Raw genomic sequence first — 13,143 nt, forward strand, 5'->3', positions numbered from 1 at the left:
CGCCAACCCATTGCAACATGTCCGATTTAAAAATATCCAGCACCGCATCGTCATCGGGAAAAAACTATACCCTGTGAATGCAATTGGTTAGAATAGCGCTGAAATGTGATACTGATGCGCCATGTCCAAAATCAATACCCCAATCAAAGATATTCAACAGGAAAAAAAGATATTTCGTCGCCGAATTTATTTTGCGATGGGGGTGGTTGCATTCTTTTTTTTAGTGCTGATGGCACGCTATGGCTATTTGCAACTGCAACAACATGAGCATTTTCAAACTGAATCAGACAATAACCGTATCCGCCTGCAAGCCCTGCCACCTGCACGTGGATTTATTTACGATCGTAATGGTTACTTGCTGGCAGATAATTATCCTGTATTTACCGCAGTAATTAGCCGCGCAGATATTGAGGATGTCGATAAAACTGTGCGTGAGCTGACTTCCGTTTTGGCGCTCACACCTGAAGACATTGAGCAATTTCAAAAACGTGCCAAGACCGCACGCAAAACTGAAGTTTTAACGCTCAAACTCAATCTGACGGAAACCGATATTGCCCGCTTTAGTGAGCTCAAACAACAGTTCCCAGGGGTGCGCATCGAAACACAGATGACTCGTTACTATCCGCATGGCGACCTGTTTGCGCATGTGATCGGTTATGTGGGGCGAATTAACGACCGTGAACTAAAAAAAATTGATAAAGAACAATATGCTGGCACCAACCTAATCGGTAAAATTGGCGTTGAAAAATCCTACGAAGAACTGCTCCACGGCATGCCAGGGCATGAATCTGTAGAAGCAGATGCGCACAGCAATATTTTACGCCATCTCGGGCGTACCGAAGCGACTAGGGGTAATGATCTTTACCTTTCTCTCGATTATGGCTTGCAAGTGGTGGCAGCCGAGCAAATGGTCGGTAAACGGGGTGCTATCGTTGCGATGGATCCAAATACAGGCGAAATCCTCGCATTGGTATCGAGTCCGAGCTTTAACCCCAATCTGTTCGTGACTGGCATTAGCCATACCGACTATCGTTCACTCAGTGATAACCCTGACCAACCACTCTATAACCGTGCAGTACAAGGGGTTTATCCACCAGGTTCGACCATCAAGCCGATGTCTGCTATGGGTGGATTACATTATAAAGTGATCGATTGGGGCACCAAGATTTCTGATCCTGGTTACTTCCACCTACCTGGGGACAGCCATCGCTTTCGTGACTGGAAAAAATCGGGGCATGGTGTGGTCGATATTACCAAATCCATTGCTATCTCCTGCGATACCTTCTTCTATATCCTCGCCTACCAAATGGGCATTGATAAAATGCATAGCTGGATGACCCAGTTTGGTTTTGGTGAAAAGACTGGCATCGACCTACCAAGTGAAAGCTCAGGGCTCTACCCTTCACCTGAATGGAAAATGCGTACCCGAGGCAAAGAATGGTCTCGTGGCGAAACCATTTCGGTGAGTATCGGACAAGGCGCATTTACTGCCTCACCGCTACAGCTTGCGATGGCGACCGCAATTACCGCCAATTACGGACAACACATCAAACCACACGTACTGCGGGAAACCAAAGGCACTCGTGTCCTCGAAATCCATAATGGTACTGAGGGAAAAATCGACTTTAGTGGCACCCGTGAAGACTGGGTCAAGATGCATCAAGCTATGGAAGCAGTGATCCAAAGTGGTACAGGACGTGGCATTAAGAGTAATGTCTACTCAATCGCAGGTAAAACAGGCACAGCGCAAGTGGTGAGTATCGCCCAAGGCAAAAGCTATAACGAAGCAGCACTAAAAGAACGGCAACGAGATCACGGTTTATTCGTCGGTTTTGCACCTGCGGACAATCCGCAAATCGCTGTAGCAGTCGTTTGGGAAAATGGTAAACATGGCGGCTCGGCTGCCAAACTTGCTCGCCCGTTAATGGATTACTGGCTCATTCAACGTAAGAAAAATCCGATTATGCCAGCCAATACACATGTCGGTGGTGGACTGATGACTGCAGGCATCAAGCCAGGTGAGCTACCGACTGACGGTGTGCAAGATGATACGCCCAACAACGCATCAAATAGTGCTCAAAACGCTGAACAAACAGCTACAAGCAACAGTACAGATGCGGATGAGGAATAAATGAAACGTCAGATGAAAAGTCAGGTGAAAAATCAACTGCGTATCATCGGAGGCGTACACAAACGCCGTCAGTTGGCTTTTGCCAACATTGAAGGCTTACGCCCAACCCCTGACCGTCTACGTGAAACCTTATTTAACTGGCTAATGTGGGATATTAACGGTGCAACGGTGCTGGATCTTTGTGCAGGCTCTGGTGCACTGGCTTTTGAAGCATTATCTCGTGGCGCAAAATCTGTGCATATGATCGAGCCCAACTTAGAACAAGTCAAATTCCTAAAACAGAATCTGGCATTGTTAAATATCGACAATGCCAAAGTCTACGCATCAACAGCACAACAGGCTTTAGCAAAAATCAACGAATCGTTTGATCTGTTATTTCTTGATCCACCCTATTCGCTCAATCTGTGGCAGGAACTCTCACAACTTGCAGATGAAAAGCTCAATGAAAATGCATTCATCTATGTTGAAGCAGATCGTTCACTGGAAAGTTTAAATCTGCCAAAGACTTGGCAACAGATTAAATATGCCAAGGTCGGCATTATCCATGCAGGTTTGTATCAAAAATTAAGTCCATCCACTTTATAATACACATCAATATGCCCGTGAATACCTGTCCAATACGACAAATCTGCACTGATGGCATCCTCAGTTTTGTATCGCATATGTTTTTTATGGTTTTTTTGCATGTTTTTTATACGAAAAGCCTGCTCTATTCGCCATAGAATACTTTACAATAAATGCACTTAATCTAACCCAGCAAATTGCAAGGAATGAAAAGATGTCTACGATTACTTTACCTGAATTACCATACGGTTATGATGATTTAGCACCGCACATTACCCGTGAAACTTTAGAATACCATCATGACAAACACCACAATGCCTACGTGGTCAACCTCAACAACCTGATCAAAGGCACTGAGCTTGAAGGCAAAACTTTAGAAGAAATCATCCAAGCGGCGGCTGGCGATGCTTCTAAAGCGGGTATTTTCAACAATGCTGCGCAAGTATGGAACCACACCTTCTACTGGAACTGCATGAAGCAAAATGGTGGTGGCAAACCAACTGGTGCAATCGCAGCGAAAATCGATGAAGCATTTGGTAGCTATGAAAAATTCGTAGAAGAATTTACTGCTGCAGCAACCACACAATTTGGTTCAGGCTGGGCTTGGTTGGTTGCTGACGAAGTGAATGGTAAATTATCTATTGCCAAAACTGCGAATGCAGACACACCACTTGCACATGGTCAAATCGCCGTATTAACCATTGACGTGTGGGAGCATGCCTACTACATCGACTTCCGTAACCTACGTCCAAAATACATCGCAACTTTCCTTGAAAGCCTTGTGAACTGGGACTATGCCAATGCAAAACTTGCAGGGCAACCAGCAGGCGTAGAGAAGTAATTTTGCATATTCCGACCTGATTTGGTCGGAATACTTCAATGGCTGATGATCTGATCAATTTATTGATGCCCAGATCATCAGCTTTTTTTATGGCTTCGAAAATATCTGGAAAAAATATATAGAAAAGAAAGTCTGAGTAACCTTGAAACTGGCTAAAAGTTCCGCACGGTGATCGACTTGTCAAAAATTAAAATACAGCGCAGAATAAATTTTCAAACACAACATATAGAGATAAACCATGAAAACGATCCATCTGATCTTGCTCGCCGTACTTGCGACATCACTCAGCGCATGTTTATATGATGTGAAGCGTGAACACCGTGCATTCAGTGGTGATGCGAAATATACCACCACCTTTTCCTCGACTGATAATCAAAAAGTTGAACAGCGAATTTAGCAAACTCGAGTGAATTTCTTCTTTTGATTAGCTACTAACTAACTACTCAGCTATCAACTTTATTCAGGATAAATTTGAGAAAATTGCTTTGTATTGATGAAAATGGGCAAAAATCTAAACCACCTCATAGCTAATACACATATAATTTTCACACCATTCAATTAACGCATTTACGGCTTTACGCACATCATCCATAGCTACACTTTGAAGATTTATACTGTCCAACTCACTTTCAGAATACTTAAAAAAATGATTTTTATGGATGTACCATAAGAAAAAGACTTTATTATCATTTCTACCTGCACGCTTCACATAATCATCAAACGTTTCTTCAAAAGTAATCCTAAAATTATCATCCGTATCTAAAGATCGCTTTAGATTATTGAAGAATTCTTCTTCATTTAAATTTTGTCGATAATAATATGGATCTTTTAGTAAAGAAATAAGGCAATTTATGAAGCTAGGCATGTAAGTTGGAGAATCCAAAGTACCGATAATTTCTCCATTTATAAATATTCTTATGGGCACAAGTTTTCCTTGTATTTCATTTGCTGCTATTTCAAAATAAAAGTCTTTATTTCCGAGATTAGCCATACTTACTTTATAGCTCTTTTTTTAATACCGTAGACCACATTACTCCTCTTGCGTCACTCGCAAGACTTTTGCTCAAATAAAGTCGCATAATCAACTGTCGAGTTTAGGACACGAATAATAAAAATACTCTCAGATTCAATCGTAAAAAATATTGAATAGTTTTGATATATCCGTCTGCGTACTCCCAGTTCTACTAGCTCAGCAACAATTTGAAATGCCTTAGGCATATCGCCAATGGATAAACATTTTTGCTCTAGCTCATCAGTAAATGTAAACGCCCTATCAGGATTGTCTTGGGCAATGAAAACAGCAATATGCAACAAATCTGCCTTAGCTTTTGTTGAAAATTGAATTTTCATTGTTTCTCTTGAATGGTTGCTTGAATACGTTGTCGCATTGCACCAAAAACATCTTCGGCAGAATGTGTTCGTCCTGCTTCAATGTCAGCCATCCCTTGCATAATTAATGCCTTGAGTGCTTCTTGCTGAGTTTCTCGCTCTTGGATCATACGCACGCCTTCACGAAGCACTTCGCTTTTTGAACCGTACCGCCCAGATGAAACCAACTCTTGTACATAGCTTTCAAGTGGCTTACCTAATTCTGCACTAATCATTTTCTTTGACCTTTATTTGATAATAATTCATAAAATTTTATCAACTATTATTAAATCGTGCAAATAAAAGCCACCTGAGAAATCTATTTATCAAGTAGCAATTTTAAATTGTCTCATTCCTACCTTATATAGATCGAAAAGCCGAGTTATCAAAACTCAGCGATTAAATTACTCCTCTTGCGTCACGCGCAAGACTTCTTCCACCGTGGTTTTCCCTGCCAACACTTTTTGCAAACCATCTTGACGGATCGATTGTGCTTGCTTTCGAGCATATTGCTCAAGCTCAAACTCAGGCGCATTACCATGAATCAAACGACGCATTTGCTCATCGACAGGTACGACCTCATAGATCGCTGTACGTCCTGTAAATCCTGACTGATTACATTGATCACAGCCTACAGGATGCGGAAGTTTTAGTTCGCTATCGGTACTTACACCTGAGAATAGCTGACGTTCAAACTCATCGGCAGGCGCCCAAGTCACACACTGCGAACACAATGTTCGCACTAAACGCTGTGCCACCACACCGATCAACGAACTGGATAATAAAAATGGCTCAATGCCCATGTCTTTCAGTCGAGTCACCGCACCGATCGCTGTATTGGTATGTAATGTGGACAATACCAAGTGACCTGTTAATGATGCCTGTACAGCGATTTCCGCTGTTTCCAAGTCACGAATCTCACCGACCATCACCACATCAGGGTCTTGACGGAGCATGGCTTTGAGCGCTCGGGCAAAGGTCATGTCAATCTTTGTATTGACCTGAGTCTGTCCAATCCCTTCAAGCTGATACTCGATCGGGTCTTCGGCGGTCAGGATATTTCGAGTGTTGTCATTCAAGTCTGAAAGTGCGGCGTATAAGGTCGTAGTTTTCCCCGAACCCGTTGGACCAGTAACGAGGATAATGCCATGCGGACGATGCACCAAATAGCTCAGACGTTCATAGTCGCTTGGCATCAAGCCCAGATGGGTCATATTTAAACGCCCTGCTTGCTTGTCCAAAAGACGCATCACCACACGTTCACCATGTGACGATGGCAAGGTCGATACACGCACATCGACCTCACGCCCTGCAAGACGTAGCGAGATACGTCCATCTTGCGGAACACGCTTTTCAGCAATATCGAGTTTTGCCATGACTTTGATACGTGAAACAAGAAGTGGTGCAAGCTCACGGCGAGGTTGCACGATTTCACGCAATTGCCCATCGACACGTAAGCGCACGGATAGACGTTTTTCAAACACTTCGATATGAATATCCGACGCATTGACACGAATTGCTTCGGACAATAAGGCATTGATCAAACGAATGATTGGCGCATCATCTTCTTGATCCATCAAATCTTCAGTTTCAGGCACTTGATCGGCTAGGCTGAGTAAATCAGGATGATCTTCAAGTCCTGCGGCGACTTGTTGCGACTCGCCTGTATCACCTGCGAATGCGGCACTGAGCATTTTTTGGAAGTCTTGCGTGGTCACGATCTGATGCGTCGCCGATTGCCCTAAGTAACGACGAGCTTCCTGCAACGCTTCAAGCGGGGTATCTTGGCAACGGATAATCTGCGCATGGTCGCCATCATATTTCAATAACACACCATGACGTTTGGCAAAGCTATACGGTATTTGTACTTGTCTCAGCATCTTGCTCGTCTCAAAATTTCTATTTTTCAAAAATCATATGAATACAAACAGCAGTTTACTGTAAATATGATATAAGATGAAAGACTCCGTAGGATACTGTGCGCATTTTGTCGAAAACATTTTGATTTTTATTGAGATTGTTTTGCGCCATACGATTCAATCGACCTGTATTTGTTATGACTGTATTTGTTATGATTAGCATATGAGCCAAGATTTACAACAAAATTCACAACCCACGCCACGCCCTCAAGCTAGAACATGGTGGGGGGAATATAAATTTCATCTCAATCAATCGCATGCATGGCGACTTGGTCCGCTGTATTTTCGCCTATTTCGTCGTGAAAAAGATTGGTTGGTGGAATATCATCGCCTGCACAAACATTCAGAAATGCGCAATGATTGGTTGATTTTAGAACAAGAAATTCCGATTCCTCAGCCGAGTAAATTTGAGCGATTTATGTTTAATCGCAGTAAAGAAAAATTCTTTTTGATGCCCCGTCTTGCCGACCGTGGCGTGGTGATCAAACCTGTGCAACCAATTCATATTCCAGCGGGTCAACGTGCGACGTTATTTATCAGTACCCCGCTGTGGTTGGCTGGCTTTGTGGAAAATCAAAAAACACCGATTTTTGATTTTCCTGTATTTCAAAGTAAAGACACTTGGTTTGGTATGAATTATCAAGAGGGTCAGATGTGTTATGCCACACAAGTCGATGGCACCACCAACTTGAATGAGCTAGATATTAACCCCTTTCGGGCAGTGACGCCGATCCACTTTTATAATGACAGTCATCAACAGATGCGCCTTGAGCGGATTAACGTGCCCGCACCGTCTTTGCCGTTATTTTATAGTGAAAGCACTGGGCGTCTGTGGACATCTGAAATCAAAGTGCATCAAAGTGAATTCGATAAACCGCCACGGATTCGCATTGAATCTCGCACCCCACCGATGGCGGAGCAAGTGTCTTTTATCCAGCCTGCTCGATCAGACAGTTCGGGGTTTATCAGTAATATGTTTGAATCGATGTTTTAATCACTTCGCCAGATCGCTTGAATACCGTGTAAACATGCAATATCAAAAACAATATCTTAGGAATGGGTCATGACCGAAATCCAAATCGTGAACGAAATGAGTGAGACACTCAAAGGCTTTTTGACCAGCCTAAACTCTGATCGCTTTCAAGATATGATTTTTGCCTTGATCTTTATCGTGCTGGGCTTTTTCGTGGCGCGGATCATCAGTAACGGCTTTACTGCAACCATCGGCAAACGGTTGAATTTACACCAAAAACTGATTTGGCGTCGGGGTATTTTTTATTTTATTTTCCTCCTGTTTATGATCACCAGCCTGCGTGAAGCAGGTTTTAAGCTCAGTGTTTTTCTTGGTGCGGCGGGGATTTTAACGGTTGCGCTGGGTTTTGCATCACAGACCTCAGCATCGAACTTGATCAGTGGTTTATTTTTGATTGGCGAAGGCTCCTTTGAGGTCGGCGATACCATTCAAGTGACCTTGATTCGTGGTCATACCATCGAAGGTGAAGTGATTTCAATTGATCTGCTTTCGGTCAAACTACTGACTTTGGATAATGTCTTTATCCGTCTGCCGAATGAACAATTGATCAAAACGCCCGTGTTTAACCTGTCGAAATTCCCTATTCGGCGCATTCCGATTACGCTATTTATTAACTTTCATGAGGACATCGTCAAAGTGCGTCAGGTGCTGATCGATGTGGCGGATAATTATCCGCTGGTACTGGATGAGCCTCGCCCGCAAGTGGCGGTGACCGCATTTCGTGAATCGACCATTGAGTTATTATTTACCGTGTGGACACAGCAAGAATATTATATTCGGGTGCATGATGAGATTCAGGAACGGGTGCGTAATGGCTTTATTGATAATAATATTGAGATTCCAATCCCGAAAATGGGCTTGATCGAGCCAAATCTGACAGGCGATGCGGACGGCAACGATGCTGATGCAGTCGCTCGCAATGATCTGAATCATCCACGTTCGAGTCGTCAAACCAAGATCGAGCCTGAGCAATAATACTAAACATAGATTTGTTAATGATTGTTTAGCATTTTCATGCTAAGTTTTTTAACACGATTGATCATGATGAGCGAGCATTGCAATATGCCAAAGTCAAATTTTAAACCTTTACTTCTCAGTTTCTCCCTACTCTTTGTTGGCGTGACCCACGCACAGACGACACCAGCGCAAAATCAGCAAGAAACACAGAAAGAAATCATGCGAGATCTCAAGCAAGAGGAAGCAAATCGACAGTTGGTGGTGAATTTTTATAATCAATTTTTTAATCAACATGAAACCAAAAACAGTACGGCGGTCATCGCAGATAATTATCGCCAGCACAATCCAGAAGTGCCTGATGGCAAAATCCCTTTTGTCGGCTACTTTGCACAGTATTTCCAACAAAATCCGCAATATCAGAGCAAAATCGTTCGTAGTTCGACTGATCGTGATTTAGTCTGGTTGCATGTGCATTCGCAAAATGGCGAAGATGATCGTGGGCAAGCGGTGGTAGATATTTTCCGTGTTGAAAATGGTAAAATTGTCGAGCATTGGGACGTCATCCAAGATGTGCCTGAAACCTCTGCCAATGACAATACGATGTTTTAATTTGTGATGTTTTAATCAGACGAGTTTTTGAGTGTTGCGCAGATACGGGGCTGAATGGTTTACGTCCCTTTATTCACTTTGAGTCCTGCACCTGTCAGATAGAATTGCCCGCCCGCCACATAATGCAAGGTTTTTAACTCGTTCGGCACTTCATCAAAGTGCCAATGTCCATCTTTAAAAATGCGATCATCTGCCCAAGCAGCCACCACTTCGCCAATAAATAAATCATGCACTTGCTGATTATGTGGCTCGGAAATGAGTTTACACACCAACCATCCTGCACAACCTTCAACCAATGGGGTTGGATAATCATTTTGATAGAATAGCTTCACACCGTATTTTTGCAATTTGTCAGGAAAATCGTGCATGCTGTCCGTACCGACATCAACGACCATCTGGGCTTGATGTGCAACAGGCACTTGTAAGGCAAACCATTCACTTTGCTCAACCAATGCACGTGTAAATGTAGATTTATCAAGCACCACGGTGACTTTGGCTGGAGAAAATTCCAAAGCGCACGCCCAAGATGCAGCCATCACATTTTCAATTTCACCATGTTTGGCAGAAACCAATACCGTCGCACCATGATTCAATAAGCGATACGATTTTTCCAAACTCACGGCTTGTATTGCCATGCAAAACTCCTATTTCACGTTATATACGACTTTAATATAGAAAATTAAACCCACCATCACTCCCCCAATCGCTTATTGGTCGGTGGCAAAGGTGAAAAATAACCAATCACCAACATGATCAAACCACTGCCAATAAAGGAAATAATGCGAGTCAAAGTCTGACTTTGCGAGAGATCATGGAAGATCAATTTAAAGATCACCAAACCAAGCACCGCAATACCGAGCATCCAGATATAGCGCCACGACTGACGACTAGCAAGCGTGGTCAGAATCAGCGCAATCAACGTCCACAAAATGGTTAAACTCGCCTGCACCGTGCCATTTTGCCATGCGCCATCGAGCCAATATGGCAAGTCTGCATAATGCGTAAGCACACGAAGCAGTACGCTACTGATCAATAGCATCCCCGTACCCAACAATACACTGGCAGAGGCAAACTGCCACACACGAGACACACTCAATAGAAACGGTTTTAAGGCAAGAGTTAAGAAAAAAAATCCTGCGATACTCACCAAATCAATTGGATTGAGTAATGGCACAAACGGGAATGACCAAGCACCGTCTTGACCAAAACTCACCATCACCAGCCAATACCACACCACGACGATCACAGCAAGATTCGCCACCCATAGACTTTGCCAGTGATGCAATCTTTTCACAAAATAAGTGAGTACAAAGGCAATGATTGGAAGTACAGCCAACATCGGCACGTAGCTATTTTCATTGGCAAAACCACTGCCCAGTATCGCCAACATCAACACAGCGACAGCGGTATAAACCTGTACAATGGCATTTAAAAAATGTGAATTTGATGACTGCTCTAATGCAATGCGCTGATTTTTAAAGACAGTATCACGAACTAATATCGCAAAAATAATAAGCCACAATACTGCCGAGCCCATCAAGGCGTACCATTCATAGCCTCCGTGATAGGTCATTGCAAGATAAGACTTACCTTCAAGCTGATAGCCGACATTGCCAATCAACGTTTCAAACGCCGTAATCGCCAAGACGATAAAACCGCTGATTTTCAAAAGTAAATGTGTTTGAGATTTGGCAAAAAAACTATAGCCAAGATAAAGTACAAATGTCCAAAATAATAACGGCAAGCTAATCCACTCACTATTAAGTCCGTAGAACTTGTCCATTGCATAGAAATAATTCACAGGTGCTAGGATTAAGGACAAAAGCAACAGCGTCATGCCACAGATACTTGCCAAAGCCGTTGCATTTGATGTTTCAGTTTCCGCTTTGGGATGAAGCAATAAATACGTTGCAATCGCATAACTCGCCATCAATAAGCACCCTGCAAATAGCGCACTTTGATTATTAAACAGCACCACATACAAAGTCGCCACGCCACTCGCTAGCAATAGCGCCACACCGAAATATCGTGCATTGACAATCGCATAGCGCCACCCGAGCCACAGCATCACCAATCCATGAATCGCCCAACCGACACTGCTCCAATAGGCATCAAAGGCGAACGGTAAAATCAACGCCAAAAACACAAAGCCTAAGCCGTAAAAACATTGGGTTAAGATGAGTAATTGCTTGGCTTTTTGATGCAAAACATAGGCTAAAACCAAATAGACACTTGCCAAGACCGCACTGGCAATCGACAGCGCATAACCGTCTGAGGACACCAAGCCCGCATAAAGGCTAAATGCCATAAATGGCGTAGCGAAAATCAGCGAGGTATCAATATAGGGAATGTCTTTGAATTGGGTTTTGAGGGCGACAATATGTTGGCTATAGCGGATCGAAATAAAGAGATAAATCGCAAAAATCGCCCACACCCAACAAGCAATCTGAAATGCCTGCGCATCTTCAGCTTTCGTCCAAATGGCAAAACCACCCAAGCCAAAGGTGATCAATAACGCTAAAGTATTGAGAATCCGCCACGGTTTAAAGTAAGCGATGATCGCCAAAGCAAGGTTTAAAACAAAGAAATATGCCATCAATGCAGGAATATTATTACTGCCTGTATTCAAGATAAACGGCGCAATAAAACCACTGCCCAACGCAATAAATGCCAAAATCAAGGCATTCTGTCGTATCGCAAGCCATAAGGTCGTGGCAAGTATGGCGATCAATGCAACATAAGATAATGTGACGGATTGAATCACACCAAGATGAAAACTGGAAAATAACACCAAAAATAAAACGCCAAGACCCAAACCTTGCAAACTAATCGCATAATCAAAACGGCGTTGACGCAAGAAATAACCAAGCCCTGTCAGTGCAATACCACTTGCGCCAATCCCTGCCATTTTCGCTGATAAGGTCAATTGCCAATATTCACTGGCGAAGCGTAATAACAACACCACACCGATCAACAAAATCACCACCGCAATGCGCACGATACTGTTGCCACCTTTAAACCAGTTCAATGCGGCATCCCACATCGAGGTCATGGTTTTGAGTTCGTCGTGTTGAGGTGAATCTTGCTTGACAGAATTCGATGATGGAATCTTTTCGGATTGTTTTGAAAAATGATCACTTTGCAAATCTTTAGTTGATTGCGTAGTGTTGGCATTCATCCATGCAGGTGAAGCCGTTGCAGATGAGTCTGTAGAAATATTTTCTAAATCCTGAATTTTTAAATCACGACTTTTTAAACCATGATTTTCTTGAATAATTTCATTTTGATATGACGGTGAAACCTGCTTAGGAAAACGATTTGATTCTGCAACGATTTCTTTATTTTCTTCGATGCTTGCATCTCGTTGCGCATCGACTTGAGTTGCTGAATTTGAAACTTGAATTTGACTTTGTGATAGGCGATCAACTTGCTGTTGAAGTTGAAAGGTACTTTGCTGTAATTGTTTGATTTGTGCGTTTTGATTTTCATATGTATTGCAAGCGATGATTACGCTACCAAGCAATGCCAACCACCACAAAATATCGACCTGACCGCCAAAAACCAACTCACCTAAAAAAAGAATGGCAAAAATAATCAGCAATATTCTCGCCCAAGTGGCATCAGGAAAACGAAATAGCGAAGTCGTCGCTTGCGATGTGTGCAAGGCGTTGTTGTTTTTATTAGCGTTATTTGGCAAGCTTGGATGCGTCATTCATTCAAT

At 42.9% G+C, this 13,143-nt stretch carries 13 protein-coding genes; 7 read left to right on the forward strand and 6 right to left on the reverse strand.

Going from position 1 to position 13,143, the window contains the following annotated elements:
• The first annotated feature begins 121 nt into the window (after positions 1-121).
• From mrdA to BLQ60_RS14015, 4 genes are all read left to right on the forward strand, one after another.
• Positions 122-2,131: a penicillin-binding protein 2 gene (mrdA, locus tag BLQ60_RS02935; protein ID WP_092615688.1), complete on the forward strand. Its 2,010-nt coding sequence runs from the start codon at positions 122-124 to the stop codon at positions 2,129-2,131.
• Positions 2,132-2,155: 24 nt separating this feature from the next.
• Entirely contained in the window at positions 2,156-2,716 is a 561-nt protein-coding gene (rsmD, locus tag BLQ60_RS02940; protein WP_092616065.1) for a 16S rRNA (guanine(966)-N(2))-methyltransferase RsmD, read from the forward strand.
• Between the two features lie 193 nt (positions 2,717-2,909).
• Positions 2,910-3,536, forward strand: coding sequence for a superoxide dismutase (locus BLQ60_RS02945; protein WP_092615691.1), 627 nt, complete (start codon positions 2,910-2,912; stop codon positions 3,534-3,536).
• Between the two features lie 238 nt (positions 3,537-3,774).
• Positions 3,775-3,933: a hypothetical protein gene (locus BLQ60_RS14015; RefSeq protein WP_171259030.1), complete on the forward strand. Its 159-nt coding sequence runs from the start codon at positions 3,775-3,777 to the stop codon at positions 3,931-3,933.
• A gap of 114 nt (positions 3,934-4,047) precedes the next feature.
• On the opposite strand, the gene BLQ60_RS02950 is transcribed toward BLQ60_RS14015, so the two are convergent.
• From BLQ60_RS02950 to gspE, 4 genes are all read right to left on the reverse strand, one after another.
• Positions 4,048-4,527: a hypothetical protein gene (locus BLQ60_RS02950; protein WP_092615693.1), complete on the reverse strand. Its 480-nt coding sequence runs from the start codon at positions 4,525-4,527 to the stop codon at positions 4,048-4,050.
• 53 nt (positions 4,528-4,580) lie between these two features.
• The gene (locus tag BLQ60_RS02955; protein ID WP_092615696.1) at positions 4,581-4,886 is read right to left on the reverse strand and encodes a type II toxin-antitoxin system RelE/ParE family toxin; all 306 of its coding nucleotides are present in this window, start codon (positions 4,884-4,886) and stop codon (positions 4,581-4,583) included.
• A complete protein-coding gene (locus BLQ60_RS02960) occupies positions 4,883-5,140 on the reverse strand; it encodes a type II toxin-antitoxin system ParD family antitoxin (RefSeq protein ID WP_092615699.1) in 258 nt (85 codons plus the stop codon). Before BLQ60_RS02960 ends, BLQ60_RS02955 begins: the two co-directional genes overlap by 4 nt.
• 168 nt (positions 5,141-5,308) lie before the next feature.
• Entirely contained in the window at positions 5,309-6,784 is a 1,476-nt protein-coding gene (gene gspE / locus BLQ60_RS02965; protein WP_092615702.1) for a type II secretion system ATPase GspE, read from the reverse strand.
• Between the two features lie 202 nt (positions 6,785-6,986).
• Here gspE and BLQ60_RS02970 point away from each other — a divergent pair, with 202 nt between their 5' ends.
• From BLQ60_RS02970 to BLQ60_RS02980, 3 genes are all read left to right on the forward strand, one after another.
• Positions 6,987-7,817 carry a hypothetical protein gene (locus tag BLQ60_RS02970; protein WP_092615705.1) on the forward strand — a complete coding sequence of 277 codons (831 nt, stop codon included), beginning with the start codon at positions 6,987-6,989 and terminating at the stop codon, positions 7,815-7,817.
• Between the two features lie 69 nt (positions 7,818-7,886).
• Entirely contained in the window at positions 7,887-8,831 is a 945-nt protein-coding gene (locus BLQ60_RS02975; protein ID WP_092615708.1) for a mechanosensitive ion channel family protein, read from the forward strand.
• An 87-nt stretch (positions 8,832-8,918) separates the two neighbouring features.
• Positions 8,919-9,422: a nuclear transport factor 2 family protein gene (locus tag BLQ60_RS02980; RefSeq protein WP_092616068.1), complete on the forward strand. Its 504-nt coding sequence runs from the start codon at positions 8,919-8,921 to the stop codon at positions 9,420-9,422.
• Positions 9,423-9,481: 59 nt separating this feature from the next.
• Here the strand turns inward: BLQ60_RS02980 and BLQ60_RS02985 are convergent, their stop codons facing one another.
• Positions 9,482-10,057, reverse strand: a complete 576-nt coding sequence (locus BLQ60_RS02985; RefSeq protein WP_092615711.1) for a flavin reductase family protein — start codon at positions 10,055-10,057, stop codon at positions 9,482-9,484.
• Between the two features lie 56 nt (positions 10,058-10,113).
• Entirely contained in the window at positions 10,114-13,134 is a 3,021-nt protein-coding gene (locus BLQ60_RS02990) for a DUF2339 domain-containing protein (protein ID WP_092615713.1), read from the reverse strand.
• Positions 13,135-13,143 lie beyond the last annotated feature (9 nt).

The organism is Acinetobacter marinus (assembly GCF_900096915.1).
GTDB classification, from domain to species: Bacteria; Pseudomonadota; Gammaproteobacteria; order Pseudomonadales; family Moraxellaceae; genus Acinetobacter; species Acinetobacter marinus.

Excerpts from the sequence above, each read along its gene's own strand:
- BLQ60_RS02955 (WP_092615696.1), bottom strand. The coding sequence starts at position 4,886 with ATGAAAATTCAATTTTCAACAAAAGCTAAGGCAGATTTGTTGCATATT.
- BLQ60_RS02985 (WP_092615711.1), bottom strand. The coding sequence starts at position 10,057 with ATGGCAATACAAGCCGTGAGTTTGGAAAAATCGTATCGCTTATTGAAT.
- BLQ60_RS02945 (WP_092615691.1), top strand. The coding sequence starts at position 2,910 with ATGTCTACGATTACTTTACCTGAATTACCATACGGTTATGATGATTTA.
- BLQ60_RS02975 (WP_092615708.1), top strand. The coding sequence starts at position 7,887 with ATGACCGAAATCCAAATCGTGAACGAAATGAGTGAGACACTCAAAGGC.
- mrdA (WP_092615688.1), top strand. The coding sequence starts at position 122 with ATGTCCAAAATCAATACCCCAATCAAAGATATTCAACAGGAAAAAAAG.
- BLQ60_RS02950 (WP_092615693.1), bottom strand. The coding sequence starts at position 4,527 with ATGGCTAATCTCGGAAATAAAGACTTTTATTTTGAAATAGCAGCAAAT.
- BLQ60_RS14015 (WP_171259030.1), top strand. The coding sequence starts at position 3,775 with ATGAAAACGATCCATCTGATCTTGCTCGCCGTACTTGCGACATCACTC.
- BLQ60_RS02970 (WP_092615705.1), top strand. The coding sequence starts at position 6,987 with ATGAGCCAAGATTTACAACAAAATTCACAACCCACGCCACGCCCTCAA.
- gspE (WP_092615702.1), bottom strand. The coding sequence starts at position 6,784 with ATGCTGAGACAAGTACAAATACCGTATAGCTTTGCCAAACGTCATGGT.
- BLQ60_RS02960 (WP_092615699.1), bottom strand. The coding sequence starts at position 5,140 with ATGATTAGTGCAGAATTAGGTAAGCCACTTGAAAGCTATGTACAAGAG.
- BLQ60_RS02990 (WP_092615713.1), bottom strand. The coding sequence starts at position 13,134 with ATGACGCATCCAAGCTTGCCAAATAACGCTAATAAAAACAACAACGCC.
- BLQ60_RS02980 (WP_092616068.1), top strand. The coding sequence starts at position 8,919 with ATGCCAAAGTCAAATTTTAAACCTTTACTTCTCAGTTTCTCCCTACTC.